At 44.0% G+C, this 17,611-nt stretch carries 19 protein-coding genes and 3 tRNA genes; 19 read left to right on the top strand and 3 right to left on the bottom strand.

Translation table 11 applies throughout. The features are described from left to right. Nucleotides 1-78: 78 nt before the first annotated feature. The 13 genes from HPK16_RS12005 (at nucleotide 79) to dagF (ending at nucleotide 11,050) form a co-directional block, all read left to right on the top strand. Nucleotides 79-2,349: a family 10 glycosylhydrolase gene (locus HPK16_RS12005; RefSeq protein WP_181677186.1), complete on the top strand. Its 2,271-nt coding sequence runs from the start codon at nucleotides 79-81 to the stop codon at nucleotides 2,347-2,349. Nucleotides 2,350-2,470: 121 nt separating this feature from the next. Continuing rightward, a tRNA-Glu gene (locus HPK16_RS12010) sits at nucleotides 2,471-2,542 on the top strand. A gap of 220 nt (nucleotides 2,543-2,762) precedes the next feature. Next, nucleotides 2,763-2,846 (top strand) — tRNA-Leu (locus HPK16_RS12015). 267 nt (nucleotides 2,847-3,113) lie between these two features. Further along, nucleotides 3,114-3,479: a hypothetical protein gene (locus HPK16_RS12020; protein ID WP_181677187.1), complete on the top strand. Its 366-nt coding sequence runs from the start codon at nucleotides 3,114-3,116 to the stop codon at nucleotides 3,477-3,479. A gap of 234 nt (nucleotides 3,480-3,713) precedes the next feature. Next, nucleotides 3,714-5,537 (top strand): BglG family transcription antiterminator, encoded by a 1,824-nt coding sequence (locus HPK16_RS12025; protein ID WP_181677188.1) that lies wholly within the window; start codon nucleotides 3,714-3,716, stop codon nucleotides 5,535-5,537. A 15-nt stretch (nucleotides 5,538-5,552) separates the two neighbouring features. Next, nucleotides 5,553-6,665: an amidohydrolase/deacetylase family metallohydrolase gene (locus tag HPK16_RS12030; protein ID WP_181677189.1), complete on the top strand. Its 1,113-nt coding sequence runs from the start codon at nucleotides 5,553-5,555 to the stop codon at nucleotides 6,663-6,665. Beyond that, nucleotides 6,662-6,994, top strand: coding sequence for a hypothetical protein (locus HPK16_RS12035; RefSeq protein ID WP_181677190.1), 333 nt, complete (start codon nucleotides 6,662-6,664; stop codon nucleotides 6,992-6,994). Before HPK16_RS12030 ends, HPK16_RS12035 begins: the two co-directional genes overlap by 4 nt. 13 nt (nucleotides 6,995-7,007) lie before the next feature. Continuing rightward, on the top strand, nucleotides 7,008-7,373 hold the full coding sequence (locus HPK16_RS12040; protein ID WP_181677191.1) for an SFCGS family glycine-rich protein: 366 nt from the start codon (nucleotides 7,008-7,010) through the stop codon (nucleotides 7,371-7,373). A 1-nt stretch (nucleotide 7,374) separates the two neighbouring features. Continuing rightward, nucleotides 7,375-7,716 (top strand): DUF4312 family protein, encoded by a 342-nt coding sequence (locus HPK16_RS12045; RefSeq protein ID WP_181677192.1) that lies wholly within the window; start codon nucleotides 7,375-7,377, stop codon nucleotides 7,714-7,716. Between the two features lie 9 nt (nucleotides 7,717-7,725). Then, nucleotides 7,726-8,508, top strand: coding sequence for a DUF4311 domain-containing protein (locus HPK16_RS12050; protein ID WP_181677193.1), 783 nt, complete (start codon nucleotides 7,726-7,728; stop codon nucleotides 8,506-8,508). A gap of 4 nt (nucleotides 8,509-8,512) precedes the next feature. After that, nucleotides 8,513-9,163, top strand: coding sequence for a DUF4310 family protein (locus HPK16_RS12055; RefSeq protein ID WP_181677194.1), 651 nt, complete (start codon nucleotides 8,513-8,515; stop codon nucleotides 9,161-9,163). A gap of 19 nt (nucleotides 9,164-9,182) precedes the next feature. Further along, complete coding sequence (locus tag HPK16_RS12060; RefSeq protein ID WP_181677195.1) at nucleotides 9,183-10,280, top strand: DgaE family pyridoxal phosphate-dependent ammonia lyase; 1,098 nt, start codon at nucleotides 9,183-9,185, stop codon at nucleotides 10,278-10,280. A gap of 26 nt (nucleotides 10,281-10,306) precedes the next feature. Beyond that, nucleotides 10,307-11,050, top strand: coding sequence for a 2-dehydro-3-deoxy-phosphogluconate aldolase (gene dagF, locus HPK16_RS12065; RefSeq protein ID WP_181677196.1), 744 nt, complete (start codon nucleotides 10,307-10,309; stop codon nucleotides 11,048-11,050). Nucleotides 11,051-11,141: 91 nt separating this feature from the next. On the opposite strand, the gene HPK16_RS12070 is transcribed toward dagF, so the two are convergent. Continuing rightward, nucleotides 11,142-11,214 (bottom strand) — tRNA-Ala (locus HPK16_RS12070). Nucleotides 11,215-11,772: 558 nt separating this feature from the next. Here HPK16_RS12070 and HPK16_RS12075 point away from each other — a divergent pair. Together HPK16_RS12075 and HPK16_RS12080 are read left to right on the top strand one after the other, a co-directional pair. Next, nucleotides 11,773-12,606: a hypothetical protein gene (locus HPK16_RS12075; protein ID WP_181677225.1), complete on the top strand. Its 834-nt coding sequence runs from the start codon at nucleotides 11,773-11,775 to the stop codon at nucleotides 12,604-12,606. Between the two features lie 22 nt (nucleotides 12,607-12,628). Then, the gene (locus HPK16_RS12080) at nucleotides 12,629-12,829 is read left to right on the top strand and encodes a hypothetical protein (RefSeq protein ID WP_181677197.1); all 201 of its coding nucleotides are present in this window, start codon (nucleotides 12,629-12,631) and stop codon (nucleotides 12,827-12,829) included. Between the two features lie 114 nt (nucleotides 12,830-12,943). On the opposite strand, the gene HPK16_RS12085 is transcribed toward HPK16_RS12080, so the two are convergent. Then, the gene (locus tag HPK16_RS12085; protein ID WP_181677198.1) at nucleotides 12,944-13,672 is read right to left on the bottom strand and encodes a hypothetical protein; all 729 of its coding nucleotides are present in this window, start codon (nucleotides 13,670-13,672) and stop codon (nucleotides 12,944-12,946) included. 82 nt (nucleotides 13,673-13,754) lie between these two features. After that, a complete protein-coding gene (locus tag HPK16_RS12090; protein WP_181677199.1) occupies nucleotides 13,755-14,987 on the bottom strand; it encodes a threonine/serine exporter family protein in 1,233 nt (410 codons plus the stop codon). Between the two features lie 167 nt (nucleotides 14,988-15,154). On the opposite strand from HPK16_RS12090, the gene HPK16_RS12095 reads away from it, so the two are divergent. The 4 genes from HPK16_RS12095 (at nucleotide 15,155) to HPK16_RS17115 (ending at nucleotide 17,607) form a co-directional block, all read left to right on the top strand. Further along, nucleotides 15,155-15,580 carry a MarR family winged helix-turn-helix transcriptional regulator gene (locus HPK16_RS12095; RefSeq protein ID WP_246369408.1) on the top strand — a complete coding sequence of 142 codons (426 nt, stop codon included), beginning with the start codon at nucleotides 15,155-15,157 and terminating at the stop codon, nucleotides 15,578-15,580. A gap of 21 nt (nucleotides 15,581-15,601) precedes the next feature. Beyond that, a complete protein-coding gene (locus HPK16_RS12100; protein WP_181677226.1) occupies nucleotides 15,602-16,537 on the top strand; it encodes an NADP-dependent oxidoreductase in 936 nt (311 codons plus the stop codon). A gap of 68 nt (nucleotides 16,538-16,605) precedes the next feature. Further along, nucleotides 16,606-16,767 carry a lmo0937 family membrane protein gene (locus tag HPK16_RS12105; protein ID WP_181677200.1) on the top strand — a complete coding sequence of 54 codons (162 nt, stop codon included), beginning with the start codon at nucleotides 16,606-16,608 and terminating at the stop codon, nucleotides 16,765-16,767. Nucleotides 16,768-17,070: 303 nt separating this feature from the next. After that, entirely contained in the window at nucleotides 17,071-17,607 is a 537-nt protein-coding gene (locus HPK16_RS17115; RefSeq protein ID WP_181677201.1) for an HNH endonuclease, read from the top strand. The last annotated feature ends 4 nt before the right edge of the window (nucleotides 17,608-17,611 follow it).

A 17,611-nucleotide genomic window follows, 5' to 3' on the forward strand; every position in this document is an offset into this window, starting at 1 on the left:
GAAGATGATATATTGAACCCGTAATCGCCATCTGGAAAATATTATAAAGTTTGGCGATATTAAAAAGGGGGATGAAGAATGAAAAAGTGGGCATCAATGTTACTCATACTCGTATTAAGTGTAAGCATTTTTTCCGTGGCAGTACAGGCGGAAGGGGTAACAGAAGGACTTACAAAATTTATTAAGAACGCGGATGGAACGTATGGTTATGACGCGAGCACACCGGTTTTCTACTATAACGGTTCCAGCGAGCAAGTCCAGATTCCAACGACTTACACACAAGACAAAGAGCAATTCAAAAGTTCATGGGTCGCGACAATAGCTAATCTGAACTTCGCAAAAGCGGCATCAGAATCGGCTTTCCGTGCACAATATAAAACCGTGCTAGACGATTTTGAAACGTGGAATATGAACGCGGTTATTTTCCAAGTTCGGCCGCTCCTTGACGCTTACTACCCATCGAAAATAAATCCATGGTCAGAGTTTATCGCAACTGGCGTGCAGGGCGCGAATCCAGGGTATGATCCGCTTGCCATCATGGTCGAGGAAACGCACAAACGAGGCATGGAATATCACGCTTGGTTTAATCCATACCGCGTGACGAATACAAAATTGACGACACAAAGCGTTTTGGCCAAAATAGGTGCGACGAAAGAGGAAGCGCTTGCAATGACGATTCCAGAGCAAATCGCGGCATGGAACAAGGCAGGACTTTTAGCGGACACGAATTACGCTGTTTTGCATCCTGAGAGCGTGTTGCGCTTTGATGAAAAGCTATTTCTGAATCCTGGTATTCCAGAAGTACAGGATCACGTAGCGGCAACAATCAAGGAAGTTGTGACAAATTACGATGTGGATGCGATTCATTTCGATGACTATTTTTATCCATATCGCATTACGGTGGATGGGAAAAATGTTTTGTTTGGCGATAAAGACGAGGACGCGGCAACATTCGCTAAATATGGTATTCCAGCAGGATATCCAAACACGAAAGCGGGAATCGATGACTGGCGCCGTGACAACATTACGACATTAATTGACAAGGTGAAAAGCACAATTGATACGAGCAATCAGGCCAAGAAAACCGCCGTCCAATTCGGTATTAGTCCATTCGGAATTTGGGAGCATAAAGCGAATAATCCGCTCGGTTCCAACACGCCGACAGGTTCCTCGCAGTCCTATTCCCAAAGCATTTTCGCTGATACATATCAGTGGATTAAAGACGAGAAAGTCGATTATATGACACCGCAAATTTACTGGAGTTTTGACCAAGCAGCCGCTCCTTATGGCGATTTGGCAAGGTGGTGGAACAAGGCCGCAGAAGGGACACATGTACAAATTTATGTTGGGCATGCGAACTATAAACATGTTGGAAATGGCGGTTTCGACGCTGCATGGATGAACCCAGCAGAAATTCCGAATCAAATGCGTTTCAATCAGCTACTAGACCAAGTTTCCGGTAGCGTTCTGTTCAGCTATAATGATATCAAAAAAAGCGATATCGCAACGCCTACAAACGAAGCTAAAAATGCCGCGATTGATCTTTTAAAAGAGACCTATTTTGCGATACCGTCATTAACACCGAGCAAACCGTGGCTTGCGCACCAAGCAATTGCCGCACCGATGGAAGTCAAACAAACCGCGGCTGCACTTACTTGGTCAGATACAGCCACCAATTCCGCGCGCTACTACGTCATTTATAAAGGCACCGGAACCGCCGCAGAAATCACCGCTAATCCAGCGAACATCGTCACAAAAATTTGGCGCGGCGATGCATCGGAATTCAGCTATCCAATTAGCGAATCCGGCACTTATGTCGTGACCGCACTGGACGCTGCCAGCAATGAATCCGCCCCAGTTATCGCCCAAATACAAGGCGCCGATGTGACCGTTTTATACCAAGATGAAAATGGGGCAGAAATCGCGTCACCGGTAGTTTTAAAAGGGAACGTCGGTGAAAATTTTGCAGCGGAAATAAAAGCGATTGCAGGCTACACACAAAAAGCATCGCAAACAACGGGAACGTTCACAGATCAAGCGCAGACCGTCATTGTGAGCTATACGAAAGTCGCGCCAACAGAGCCAGAACCTGAGCCGACACCAACACCAGATCCTGCACCAAAACCAGATGGAACAATCGTAATATCGCCAGAGAAAGAGATCGTGCCGAATCAGCCAGAAAAAGCACCAACTGTTGAAAAAATAGTGAAGAGTCCGGAAACCAGTGAAGACAAAGGAGCGCTACCAACAACTGGAGACAAGTCGATGGATTTAGCCATTGTCCTAGGATTGGTACTTAGCATGTTGGGTGTGCTGATACTGATTCGTTGGAAAAGAAGACAAATCTAGGAATTAGGATGAGTCTCTGCTTAGCGATAAGTAGGGACTTCTCTAGAAAATTTGAATTAGGTATTGCAAGTTTTGGTGAGTATGCTATAATGAAAAAGTTGGCTTTAGGGCTACACACCAAGGCCCGTTGGTCAAGCGGTTAAGACACCGCCCTTTCACGGCGGTATCACGGGTTCGATTCCCGTACGGGTCATAGCATTATTTTGTGTATATGCGGAGGAATACAAACGCTTTCGCTCGATTTGTGTGAAGCGGAGATTTCGTCCTACCCGGAAAGAAAAGAGATGGGTGGACGTTTTTTTGTATGTGAGATTCGCTAATTTCGCGTCGTGGATGAATAAATATTCATGTTTTTTGAGATAATCATTGACATGGTGGAAATCCAATAATATAATATAAATTAGTGTTACAGAGCGGTCGTGGCGGAATCGGCAGACGCGCTAGGTTGAGGGCCTAGTGGGGTAAAACCCGTGGAGGTTCAAGTCCTCTCGGCCGCATTGTTGGGGTTGTTCGATCTTGGATTGTTGCAACCCCGATATTCATGTGAACGTGCGTGGATATGAAATCGATTAGAATGTCTGAATAAGCTTGTGAGTCTTGTGTTTACGCTAGACTTGCGAGCTTTTTTGTATTTGGAGCTGGAATCGGATTTAGGAAAAGTAGGGGCTAAGATTCATGGTTTTAGTGCTATTTTTATGGTAGCATTAAGAATATCAAATTTAAGGGAGATTTGTACAGAAAAATTAAGAAAGGAGTTGTGTCTGATGAATAAACGATTAATTGCTGAATCATTTTCAATGGGGCGCTTCGAGGAAACATACTTATATTTGTCTGATTCAATCGAATGGAATATTGTCGGTGAAAGCACTATAACCGGGATAGAAAGTGTCATTCAAAAATGTGAGGAGACTAGTAGCTATTTTAAATCAGTCACTACAACATTCAATGTTAAAAATAGGATTATCGGAGAGCATCAAGTTGTCTTAAATGGACTGGCGGTTTTTGAAAAAAAGGATGAAGTATCTTTTATTGACGCGTGTGATATATATACATTCAATGACAATGGCTTACTTCAAAAAATCGAATCGTATTGTATTACTATAAAAAATGAGGCGATGCATGATAAATAGGGTCTTATTTTTAAAGAATGAATTTAATAGGTATCCAAAGCTTAATCAAAATGCCAAATTGGTGTTGCGATTAAGCTTTTTTTGCCCGTATAGCCACGACCTTTTTCTGATATGATGTAACTTAACAAAATGAATTGCACTAATCGAGGGCATAAATTTTGTCTGTAAAAGTAAGCGTTTTAATTCTATAATGAGAAGTGTAGTCCATAAGGTAAGAAAATGGAGGCAGGTATTATGTTGGGGCGGAGAGAGTTGCAAATTGTGAATCAGCTGCTTAGCGCTTCTGCTGTTGTTCGTACGAAGGATTTAGCAGATCAGATGGGCGTTAGTATTCGGTCGATAAAATATGATTTGGAAAGGGTGCGAGATTGGTTTTCGGAGCATCAGGTTGTGTTGTTTTCGCAGCCGAATAAGGGTTATTGGTTGGAATGTGATGCGAGTCTATTGATGGAGTTGCGCAATGAGTTGTCGCAGATGGAGAATCAGAAACTGTATACGAGTCGAGCGATGCGTGTTAGGCGTATTTTAGTGATGTTGTTGCTGAGTGAGGATTATGTGACGGCGGCTTTGATGGCGGATGAGATTGATGTTAGCCGAAATACGATTTTGGCGGATATGAATGAGGTGGAACGGCTTGCGGAACGGTTTCATGTGTCGCTTAGCCGTGAGCAGCGCAGTGGTTATCGGATTTTGGGTGAGGAACAGCGACTGCGTTCGTTGTTGGAGCATTTGCTTATGAGTAACATGAATAATTATGAGGTTTACAAAATGACGACGCGGATTACGAGGCAAGACCGGGAACGAAATTTTCAGCCGATGTTTGATAAGCGAATTTTGCCGGAGTATCAGTTGGTGGAATCGGCGTTGGCTCATTACTTTCAGGAGGAGACGCGGGAAATTTGGCAGCAGCTGGATTTGATGACCATTTTGATTCGGCTGACGATTTCGCTTAAGCGTTTGCAAATGGGGCGCACGATGGAGGCGTATCATGTGCTGGATATTGGGGCGGAGAAATCGGAGGCGAAGCGCAGTTTTATCGGGTTTATGCAGCGGGTGTATATGCAAAGGGAGTTTCCGCTTTTGAAGGCGGAGTATCAGTATTGTGTGGGCAGTCCTGTGGGCGGGATGTTGGAGACGGATATTGCGGCTCTGACGGAGGCGATGATTGCGTTTGTGGCGGAGAAGGAAGGTGTGGATTATGCGCTGGATCAGAAGTTGTATGCGAATTTGTTTGCGCATTTGTCGTTGCGGCTCGGTCAAGGTGGAGTGCCGGGAAATGAGTTTAATCCGCTGAATTCGGAGATTAAGCAGCAGTATCCTGCGTTATTTGGACATGTATACGAGGCTTGCAAAAAATTCATTTCGGATGAGCAGGTGATTCAGGAGTCGTTTATTTCTTTCATCGTGTTGCATTTTCTCGTGTCGCTGGAAAATCAGAAATTGCATCAGCGAAAAGTACGGACGCTCTATGTTTGTTCCACGGGGCGTGGTGTGGCTCGCTTGATTAAAAATCGCGTGGAAGCTGGGATTGCGCATGTGGAGATGGTCGCGTATTGTTCGATTGTCGAGGTCGAGGCGATGTGTCGGAAGCATGCGATTGAGTTGATTATTAGTGTTTTTCCGATTGAGTCGGGTTTGCCGGTCGTTGTGACGGAGGCGTTGCCGAAAGAAACGGATTTGGAAATGATCAGGCAGGAAGTGGCGCGAATTTTGGTGGAGGTTCCTGTTGCACTGGACTTGGGTGAAAGGGTGGATCTGGTACGGCAGAGCAGTCATGAGGAGATTAGTGAAGAGATTATTTTGAAAGGATTCGAGGTTTACCAGCAGGTCAAGGATGCGTTGGCGGGTGAAATCGATCGAAAATTGGAAAATGGACTGTTGTTGCATATTTTTTTGATGGTGCAGCGGTATTATTTTAATAAGCAGTATGATTTGGTATTGGCGAGTGAGGATGGTGAGCGGCAGGAGTTGAAGGCGCGCTTGACGGAGGTTTTTGAGCAGTGTGGATTGTATTTTCAGTCGGCGGAACTGGAGGCAATTGTGCATTATTTTAAGTAGAGGGGATGATGAGAAATGGAGTTGTTGATTCGAAATGGGCGGTTAGTGGACCCGGATGATGTGGCGCGGGAGTCAGGTGAGATTGCAATTCGTGATGGACGATTTGTTGCGGTGAGTGAGATTTCGCAGGAGACGGCGACTGTGATGGATGTGGCTGGGAGTTATGTGGCGCCGGGATTCATTGATATGCATGTGCATGTATATGAGGACGGGGCTGTGATTGGGATTGATGCGGACAGAGTTGGCGTGCAGCAAGGTGTGACGACGATTGTGGATGCGGGGAGTACGGGAAGCGATGGTTTGGCGCGTTTTCGGGAAACGATTATTGATACGCATGATACGGAGGTCTTGGCATTTTTGAATATTTCGCGAAAAGGGCTTTGTGACGGGCTTTCAGAGCTTGCCGATCCAGCTGATTTGATGGGCGTGGATGAGGCACGGACGGCTTTTGCGGCGGAGCCAAATTTGGTCGGTTTGAAGGCGCGGATGAGTGGATCGGTTGTGCGGGAGCAGGATGTGAAGCCGCTCGTTCATGCGCGGATGGTGGCGGATGCACTAGGTGTGCCGATTATGATTCATATTGGGAATCCGCCACCATATTTACCGGATATTTTGCCACTCTTGAAAAAGGGGGATATCGTGACGCATGCATTTCATGGAAAGGAACATGGGATTCTGGACACGAATGGGGAGATGATTCCGGAGGCGCGAGATGCGCTTACTCGTGGTGTTCTTTTTGATATTGGGCATGGTTCGGCGAGCTTTAGTTATGAGACGTTGCAGAAATTTAAGGGGAAATACGATGAGGCGTTTACGACGAGCACGGACATTTATGAGCGGAATATTGAAACGCCAGTCGGTAGTTTGATGACGACGATGACGAAGTTGCTACAACTGGATTATTCGCTAGATGAGGCGGTGGCATCGGTTACAAGTCGGGCACGCGCGGCGCTGGGGCTCCATGAGCAAGGTACTTTTGCACTTGGAACGGTAGCGGATGTGACGGTGTTCGATGTGGTGGATCGGAAAATGGCGCTTGTCGATTCGAATGGCGAGGTGCGTGAAACGGTGAAAGTGATAGAGCCAAAAATGACGATTAAATCGGGACGGGTGGTTTGGAAGGCATGAGTTTTGAAACGGATTGGCAAATGATTTCAGAGAGAAGTGGTGATGCGATGTTTTTTGAGAAAGTCATGAAAAAAGCGAAGACCGAAGCGGAGCATGATGGGATTTTTTTGGAGCCAGCGCAGGAGTTAGGCCTTGCTTCTCATGTGGCGGCGATGATCCGGCGGGGTCGGGAAGGCGAAATGTTCACGATTGAGGATAAGGCGCTTTTTGATGAGGTGTCGCTTGATTCGCTATATTTAGCAGCACGGATTTGTGGCATGGTTTCAGGGATTCATGAAGATGAGAAATATTTACTGTCGATCCATTTTGAGACGGCAAAATTAAATTAGAGGAGGAAAAATGATGAATCAAATTACAGTGGTGATTGCAGATCGGTTAGGAAAAGGACAAAACGTAGCGGCTGGTGCAGAAAAAGCGGGAGCGAAGGCAATTGTTGTGCCGGGAATGGGCGCGGATATGCGACTTGGTGACGTGATGAAGGAAAATAACGCAGATTTCGGTATTTCATTTTGTGGTAGTGGTGGCGCGGGTGCTTTGACGGCGCAAACGAAATACGGCTATCCGGCACATTACGGGATGCGCTCGATTGAAGAAGGCGTGACGGCGATTCAGGGCGGTAAAACAGTGCTCGGTTTTGGTTTTATGGATGTAGAAGAACTCGGTGAGCGTTTGGTAAAGGCTTTCCAGGAACACGCGGAGAAACAGTAAGATGCAGGAGAATATGAAAGAAACGGTGCAGATTACTGGAAAAGGAAAAACGAAACAGCACGCGATAAATGCAGCGCTCGGTCAAGTGCAAAAACAGGTGATGGCGAAGTATCCGAACACGATGATTTTACGAATCGAACCGCGCGATGTCAGCATTTTAACGGCGACGGAAAAACGCTATAAAGAGACGTTTATGTTCTTCCTGTTTCCGCGCATACGGCAGGAATTTGAAGTGAAATTAGAAATTGCGTTGGATCTTGCCGTGATGCACATTGAAAAAGTGAATTTTACCGTAGAAGACAATACTAAAAACAAACTAATGAAAAAATTGGCGAAAGGGTAGGTTGAGAATATGGATATTTTAGTAATTCTATTTAAATCGGCAATCATCGGTGGCCTTGTCGGATTTGCTGTCGGTGCTGGTGCTGCACGGATGTTCCACGCGCCGACGACTCAAGGAATGGGAGCTTTTCGAACGCTCGGCGAATTGAATGCATGTGCGGGAGACGCGGCGAGTCACTTTTCTTTCGGGCTTGGATTCTTCTTCAACGCCTGGGCTTCCGTCGTTTCAACAGGAGCCTTCACGCAAGACGTCGATCATCGGATTATTCCGAACTGGGCGGCGGCATCTCTTATCCGAAAAGGCAGAACAGTAGAGGATACGCTACATAATCCGAAAAAAATGGCGATTGCTGGCGCGATTGTTGGCGTCCTTGTTGTTGCATTTTTGAATTCAACGGGTGCGGCGATTCCTAGTTCTTTGAAAGATATCGCGGAAAAAGTGCTCGTTCCAGCAGCGACGCTTTTAATCAATCCGATCATGCCAGTTATCTTTTGGTTAGCAGCCCTTGATGCGGGAAAACGGTCTGGTATTTGGGGTACGATTTTTGGTGGATTGGCACATATTATTATGGGAAATGCCGTTCCAGGTGTGGTTCTCGGTATTTTAATCGGTAAAGGTGTGGATGATAGCGGTTGGAATAAATTGACACGTACGCTGTTGATTTCTGTTATTATTTTGTTCGTATTAAGTGCATTCTTCCGCGGATTTGATATTGAAATGATTAAGAGTATGAATTTACCAGTACCAGAGTGGTTGCTCAACTTCCACAGACTATTAGGACAAGAGGTGTAGTATAATGGAGCATATAACGGAAATTGATAAAAAGAACTTTTGGTTTGCAGACTGGAGTTTCCCGATTTTTGTGGCGCTTTTATCGGCTGGCGTATTCGCTGGAACGCATATGTATTACGTGTATCATGTGGGCGCGTTCAATGATGTGGCGATTGTGGCCTTGCTAAAAGCCGGGATGGAAGGTGGCGGATATGGCGCAGCTGCTGCGTTTGGCGCGAGTTTCTTGTTTGCGCGAATTCTGGAAGGCTCGCTTGTCGGGATTCTCGATATCGGTGGCGCGATTCAGACGGGAATTGGGATTGGAGTGCCTGCCCTAATGCTTGGCGCTGGTATCACATTGCCGCTTACGAATTTTGCGGTGGCGCTTTTGACAGGTGCGGTACTTGGTCTTGCAGTCGGCGCGATTATTATTGGAATTCGCCATTTCACAGTTGGAAAATCGAACTCGACATTTGGCGCAGATGTCATGATGGGTGCGGGAAATACGTCTGGTCGCTTTCTAGGCCCACTTATTGTTTTAAGCGCTTGCACGGCCTCGATTCCAGTAGGTATCGGTTCGATCATCGGCGCAGCGATTTTTTACGCTTGGAAAAAGCCAATTGCTGGTGGCGCAATTATTGGCGCGATGATTCTAGGTATCTTTTTCCCACTATAAAATGCGAAGGAGTTTTAAGATGACAAATCTAAACGAAAAATACGGCTTGAAACGGGTGATCAATGCGAGCGGTCGAATGAGTATTCTCGGTGTTTCGGCGCCGAGTGATGCGGTTTTTGAAGCGATGAAAAAAGGCGGTCAAAATTATGTTGAGATCGCGGATTTGGTCGATAAAGCTGGCGCACGGATTGCCAAAATGCTAGAGTCAGAGGACGCGGTTGTAGTCAATTCGGCCTCGAGCGGTATCGCACTCTCGGTCGCAGCGATGGTGACAAAAGGCCACGAAGGTATCTCGATGAAATTACACCAAGAGCCAATCGCAGCCAATGAAATTATTTTGTTAAAAGGGCATAATGTCCAGTATGGCGCACCAGTTGAGACGATGATAGCGCTCGGCGGCGGGCGTCGTGTGGAAGTTGGATATGCCAATGAAGGGCGCAAGAAGCATGTGATTGATGCGATTAATGAACGCACAGCGGCACTTTTATACGTGCAGTCCCATCATGCCGTGCAGAAAAACATGATTTCTGTCGAAGAAATGCGTGAAATCAGCCTCGAATATAATATTCCGCTCATTATTGATGCAGCAGCAGAAGGTGATCTGAAGAAATATGTTCAATGTGGCGATTTAGCGATATATAGCGGCTCTAAAGCGATTGAAGGCCCTACAACAGGCATCGTCGCAGGTGGTAAAGACTACGTTACTTGGGTGAAAACACAGCTTTATGGTATCGGCCGTAGCATGAAAGTTGGCAAGGAAAGCACATTCGGCTTACTCGCAGCATTAGAAGAATATTGGGATAAAGCAGATACGAGCGCGGTACAAAAAGAAACCGTGCACAAATTAGCCTCACATTTTGCAAATCAGGCGGGAATCAGCGTGACAGAAGTACAAGATGAAGCTGGACGTCCGATTTTTCGAGCACGTATTCGGATTGACGCACAGCAAACAGGAAAAACCGCGGTAGAACTTGTCGAAGCGCTCAAAAACGGCCCAATCGCCATTTACACACGAGATTACGGCGCAACACAAGGCTTTTTCGATATCGATTCGCGCTCGCTTCAAGGCGATGACGCAGAAATAATCGCGGCAGAAATCAAACGATTCGTCGCATAAAACGAATAATTAGGAGGAATTTTTCAATGAGTACGATACAAGACCGTTTTTATAAAAATCGCGTGGTTCTGAACGTGTTAGCCAATTCGGTGGAGAACGCAAAAGAAGTTTTTGACGCAGCAGAAGAGCACGTTGTTGTCGGTGTGCTATCCAAAGATTATCCGACAGTTGAAGCAGGCATCGCGGCCATGCGTGAATACGGCGCGGCGATTGATGATGCTGTATCCGTTGGGCTAGGCGCAGGAGATGCTCGCCAAGCAAGTGTTGTTGCGGCAATCGCAAAAGAATACGCAGGAAACCACATCAATCAAGTTTTCCCAGCTGTTGGAGCAACTCGAGCAAACCTCGACGCAAAACCTGGCTGGATTAATAGCCTTGTGTCGCCAACTGGAAAAGTTGGATACGTCAACATTTCCACAGGAGCGATCAGTGCAGGCGTGGCAGAAACAGCGATTGTCCCAATTGAAGCCGCGATTGCACTCATCAAGGACATGGGTGGTAACGCAATCAAATATTTCCCAATGAAGGGCTTATCCACAGAACCCGAATTCCGGGCAGTCGCTAAAGCATGTGCAGAAGCCGATTTCGCATTAGAACCAACAGGCGGAATCGATTTAGAAAACTTCGAAGCTATTCTAAAAATCGCGCTGGATGCCGGTGTGAAACAAGTAATCCCGCACGTGTACACGTCGATTGTGGACGCAGAAACGGGTGCGACACGAGTAGAGGATGTGAAAATGTTATTGGAAATTATTAAAAAATTAGTGTAATCTACTTCATTTAGTAGATAGTGATACAATAAAAGACATGTTCCCAGTTTATATCAGGAACATGTCTTTTCTACATATTTAGAGATTTTTATGGAGCGTAGGGGGATCGAACCCCTGACCTCTACACTGCCAGCGTAGCGCTCTCCCAGCTGAGCTAACGCCCCTATATCTTGAAAACATTGTAGCACAGCGCTTTTGAACCTGTCAACCCTTTTAGCTTTACAGTGCTAAAAATGCTCCATGGGCAGAGATGTCAAAATGACTTTTTAAAAGTGATTGCTGCGATATTATCCTGGTTCCTACAAAATATAGGAATAAATGTACAAAGTTAGGGCGTATTTCTTGTACCGTGATTTCTGTTTTACAAATTTCAAATGTACGTTTTCTTTTATGAGTAGAGTGGCAGATATATGTCTTAGAGTTAGCGGAGAAAGTGATGAATAGTATAGTCAAAAAAAGCTTGAAAATCATTTAGCTCTAAGCGATGCGATATAATCTACGCCAATACGTAAGATGAAGATTTCGAAATCATTAACATCAAATAGTAAGACAGTGGCTTTCGTCTGAATGCCTTTTTTATTTTGTCTAAATTGGGTACAGTTAACAAAAAGTTTGCAATTATTGTAATGTTACTGTAATGTAAGTGATATAGAAAAATAATATAAAAAAGGGAGATGGTTATTGTGAATAAGAATATATTAAAGAAAATTAGTATCGGCTCTATGGTAGCTACTATAGTGTTATCGGGAGTAGCATCACCTATATTAGCTGATGCTGAGTCGCTAGACACACCTGTAACTGTAGCAGCTGGTGGTGGCGGTCTGAATCTTACTAAAAAAGAAATAAAGGAAGAGTTAGCATATCAGAAAGAGCTGGTAGAAGAGTTAAAAAATGCGGATGGCAACGAGGAAAAAATTGTTCAAGAGTATTTAGCTGATAATAATAATACTATTGCTGAGAAAATAGGTAGCTCTGAGGAAGCGCCAGAATTTATTGATACATATACTATCAATGATGAAATACAATTGGTTGTTACAGACACAGAGGTTATGCTAGACTCAACTGAGGTATCAAATGAGAGCGATGCGACTCCAGAAGAGCAGAAGTTACTGAGAGAAGAAGAGTCGAATGAAACTATAATTTCAAGTATTAAGGAGTTTGGTGAGACAGTTATTTTCGGTCAAAAAGTACACGCTGCATCAAAAACAGTGTCGGCTCGACATACACGTACGGGATATGCTAAGTACTCAGGAAATAAGCTTTACACTGCTGGCATTGGCGCCAAGTTCACTTACAACGGTACTAAAGTGACTGCACAAACTACAGAGAACTATGTTAAAGTGAATGGTATCTCTGGTGTCGTTTGGTCGGTTCATGATAAGAAAAATGATGTACAAAAACCGAGTAGCAAGAGACGAGTAGTGTATCAGCAGGCTACAGTTAAGTCTGGTATAATGTACAAAGGTAACGGGCTTGTAGTGGAGGAGAAGTATATTCGCGTAAATGTGGAATGTAATCACTTGGGCAAGGTGAGTAAGTCATCTGTAATACGATAAAATATAGAAAGGACGCATTTCAATGAAGAAAACTATATTAATTCTAGCAATATCGCTTTTTATAGTACTTAGCTTCATGGATATTATGTTAATCAATGATGCGAATGCATCAACTATTATTGGAGCTCTGGTGTTAGGTGCAGCCCAAACTATAATTGTGCTTATTCCTATACTGATTATTATTTTGTTGGTGAAGTTGCTAAAGCGACGTAGCACAAACTAAGCTATCTTAATGCTAAATGATAGATACAGAAGAAGACCGCCAGCATTGGACGCTTGGCGGTCATTATTTTGCTTATTTTCAGTGATGATAAAAACATTGTGTGACAGGGATACTTTATTCTACAACACTAATCGAACTAGCCGTAATCCCCGGCATCGCAATTGTCTTACCATTCGCGTCATCAAACGCATACGTTCCATAAATCGTCCCATAAACCTCGACGATAGCGCCTTTTTTAGCTTCTGTAGTCCCCGTGTAAATCACCATCACGGTATCTTTCCACGTGCCACCATCTTGCGTCATATTTACCTTCAAATATTTCGTCGCGCCGCCATCAGTGACTTCTGCGACTTGTCCTTTTAAATAATACGATTCTCGCGCGTATTTATCAGGATTGCCGTTCAACATCGCAAAGGATATTTTGGCGGCGTTTGGCTTCGCATTTTCCGTTACTTCTTTTTGAGCTTTGTCTTTCGCGGCTTGCTCTTGTTCTTTCTGCTCCTCTTTAACTGCGTTCGGTTTGGTCACATGAACGGTTGCGCGGACCTCTGTCAGGCCTTTCTTACTCGCTATTAGTTCATAGGATTTATCGCTTTCATAGACGTGCATTAACTCGAATTTGCCTTTTTTATTTGCATCCACGGAAACGTCGCCGATACTAATCGTAGCACCAGATGTTGCTTTTCCTGTAACCGTGAAAATATCATTTGCGTCCGCCGTTACGTTTTTTTCATCTAATTGAATCGTTAATTTATCAGAGGTTTCTGCTTGCTTTTCGTTACTTCCGCATGCTGCTAAAAGTAGTACTAAGCCCAAAAGCAGTATCCCGATGCCTTTTTTCATTTTTCTAAATCTCTCCTCTTACCTTGTTTTATGAAGCTATCTCCATTATATAATCATCACAAGGCAGGTGAACAGCAGTTTTTCAATTTTTTTGTTGTAATTGTTTCTTTTGTGTCGAAATTAAGTAGCCGATCGCTATGCCAATAGTCACGGTCGGGAAGAGGATAATCATCGCCATTATTTCACGCGAACCTTCCACAACGTATCCACCAATAATGCTCGATAGCCCTTCAATCCCTTTTGCGCCAACTGTTAAAATGAAGAAGCTACTGATAAAAAGGACGACGCGTGGTGGTTGAGAAGGGGATTTTGTGGCAATATTCGCCATAACACCAGCCGCAATCGCTGCAACAAAGGTGCCAATTAAATCACCAGTCCACTGACCTACAACATATTGGATAACAAGAGTCAGGATTGCAAAAATCGATAACCACTTCAAATAGGTCATTGGAACGTTAAATGTTAAACATAATCCTAGGCAGAAAACGATGACAAATAATAAGATATAGACTGAATTAAAAGTGCCTGAAATATCTCCTTTATCGAGCGTCCGAACGGTTGCCCCAGTCACTTCAATCGCTAGCAAAATGCCAATCACCATCTGGAGGAGACACATAAATGCAGAGACTAAGCGAGCAGACCCAGCTGTTAATTTTCCATAAAAAACCTCGCCGGCAGCCGCAGACATCGTATCTCCCGGAATACAAATGAACAGCGCTGGAATCATCAGAAACACAGGCCCGTAGCTAATCGCCGTGTCATGGAAAACAGTGAGACTAACAATACCTACAAAAAAGGATGCGATGAGCGGAAAGAAAAGGCCGAACCTATTTTTTTCTAAAACGACGCATATCAGTCCTGAAATGAGGCCTAAAACACCACTAATCCACACTTCTGTCCATGTTGCAATAACAAGAGGTGCAAATCCCATCGCGAAAAAAGAGGTACCAATTACGCGTAACCAATCAGGATAAATTGGCGGGGACGTCGCAATCTTTTGCATCTTTTCATCCGCCGTTTCAAGCGTGAGGCCATTATCTATGTCATGAAGCAATGTTTTGACGGAAGATATGCGTGATAAAGAAGCGATTCCTGGTGTTGCTTGAATAATAGCATGGTGAATATGCTCTTCCTCATGATAAATGGTGATTTCTATATACTCACTTAAGCATAAGATATTCAAGTGATAGCCATAATGCGCGGCTACTTGATGCAACTGTTCTTCTATCATAATGGTGCCTTCGCCGCTCTCTGTCAGCAAAACACGTCCCATTGTCGAAATAAGTGAAATAAATGTCTTATCTTGCGTTGTCATTTTTCCACACCCCCATTTTTGTTCTGAACTCATACTTTGTAAAAATTATACCATAATGCAGTTCTGAATACCTTTCGAGCAGATTCCTTGCCAAATTTATTTAAAAGAGTAAGATAGTTGATATATCAATTGATGGGTCAATTAATTGGTGGATCGGAGGGATTGAGATGGATGATGGTTGTTCGGAACGCGCGATATTGCTCGCGAAAATGCACCGTTTATGCAAAAATATGAACCAAACATTCGAGTCAACATTGCGAATGAGTGCGACAAAAGTGGAATTACTTTACCAAATATCTTGTGAGAACGAGCAAAATCAGCAGGCCCTGCAACAGACTCTAAATCTTGATGCTGCTGCGATTACAAGGCATTTGCGCAAACTGGAAGAGGATGGTCTGCTCATTCGTGAGAAACGGGCGCCGGATCGTCGGGCAACTTTTATCAGATTGACGGCACTTGGTGAAACGAGGCTTACTGAACTAACAGCGCAAAAAGAGGCTTTTCAGAGGCAGTTACTAGAAGGTTTATCAAAACAAGAACTTGCGGGTTTTGCGGATATTTTAGGACGGATGTCGGCGAATATTACGCGTTAAATTTAGAGGAGGTAATGGATGATGAAAGCAGTTGTTATTGAAAATTATGGTGGTAAAGAGGAATTGAAAGAAGCAGAGGTTGCGAATCCAAAACCGGAAGCAAATCAAGTTGTGGTGGAAATGAAGGCGACTTCGATTAACCCGATTGACTGGAAATTGCGTGAAGGGTACTTAAAACAAATGATGGATTGGCCGTTCCCGATTATTTTAGGGTGGGACGCAGCGGGTGTTATTTCTGAAGTTGGCGCGGATGTGACGGATTGGAAAGTCGGGGATAAAGTGTTCGCGCGCCCTGAGACGACGCGTTTTGGTACGTATGCAGAATATGCGTTAGTAGACGCGCCATTACTTGCGAAAATTCCGGATAATGTATCATTTGATGAGGCAGCTTCGATCCCCCTTGCTGGTTTGACGGCTTGGCAGGCGCTTTTTGACCACGCGAATTTGCAAGCTGGTGAAAAAGTGTTGATTCATGCTGGTGCTGGCGGTGTTGGAACCCTTGCGATTCAGCTCGCGAAAAATGCTGGTGCACACGTGATTACGACGGCGAGCGAGAAGAATGCAGCCTTTTTGAAAGAGCTTGGCGCGGATGAAGTGATTGACTATAAGACAACGAATTTTGCGGACGTTTTAACGGATCTGGATGTTGTTTTTGATACGATGGGTGGCGACATTCAAAAGGATAGCTTCAAAGTGTTGAAAGAGAACACGGGACGTTTGATTTCAATCGTTGCGGAACCTGATCAAGAATTGGCAAAATCGAAAAATATCGTAGCGAAGAGCATCTGGTTGGAGCCTAACGGTGAGCAGTTGAAAGCATTTGCTGACTTGATGGCTGCTGGCAAGGTTAAAGCGATTATAGGGGCAACTTTCCCATTCTCCGCACAAGGTGTTTACGACGCGCATGCCCTCAGCGAAACACACCATGCAAAAGGAAAAATCGTGATTAGTTTCTAGTTTTTGGATGTTTGCCGATTTTTCAATGTGGTAAAGATATAGATGACACAAAGCAAGGAGGGTTACACATGCTAGGTATCATTTGGGGAATCATCGTTATTCTGCTTGCCTTCTGGGTACTCGGATTAATTTTTCATATCGCTGGAGGGCTTATCAATATTTTATTGGTAGTTGTTCTAGTATTAGTTATTTGGAACTTGATTCAAACCGCTCGAAATAAGCGTAAATAAAAAAGAACGAGGCTATCCGTGATACCCTGATTGGGAACGGTATAGCCTCGTTTTTTGGCTCGGAACCTTTCGAAGCATTGAAAGCCATATGCCTTAAAGGGCACAACGTATGCCAATGCGGATAAGTTTTGGTTCCGTGTTACAGCGTATAGCGAGAAAGGACAAACGATTGCTATCTCGCAAGTACCAAGTGTCTCTATTGATGGATTTGAACAATATGTCCCGGCTGAATTTACAGAGGATGATTTAGTAACATTTACGGAAGAAGAACTGGATGGTATACTTGCAACAACCACAGAAGAAGTGGAACGGTTACAAGAAGAATCCTACGACACGAGTGGTTTACCTGAAATTGATTCGGATTTAATTGAAGGTCGGATATTGCCATTTGTAATTCCTGCAGTTGCAGCGGTTGTTATAAGAATAGGATCAAGATATGTAGTCAAACAAACACTTAAAAATGGTGTGAAGAAAAACATAACCATAAAAAATGGTAAATTGGCTGGGAAATCACATCCTAAAACAGGTGTTAAATTTGATGCTAAAGGTTTCCCTATTTTCAGCAAGAAAGCGCAAATGACTTTACCAAATTCTTTATTGAAGTCATCTAACACGAAACAATTTAAAGAAGCAAATGCATATCTTAAAAAGAATATAAATAATGGTAAAATATCTAAGAGTAACTTTACTTCGAATCAACTTAAGGATATACAAAATGGGTTTACTCCTAGAAGTATGACGTGGCATCATCAAGATAGAGGCAAAATGCAATTAGTAGATACAGCTATTCATAAGGCGACGGGCCACACTGGAGGTAAAGCTATTTGGGGTACAAAATAAACGA

It is taken from the genome of Paenilisteria rustica (assembly GCF_013820765.1).
GTDB lineage: Bacteria > Bacillota > Bacilli > Lactobacillales > Listeriaceae > Listeria_A > Listeria_A rustica.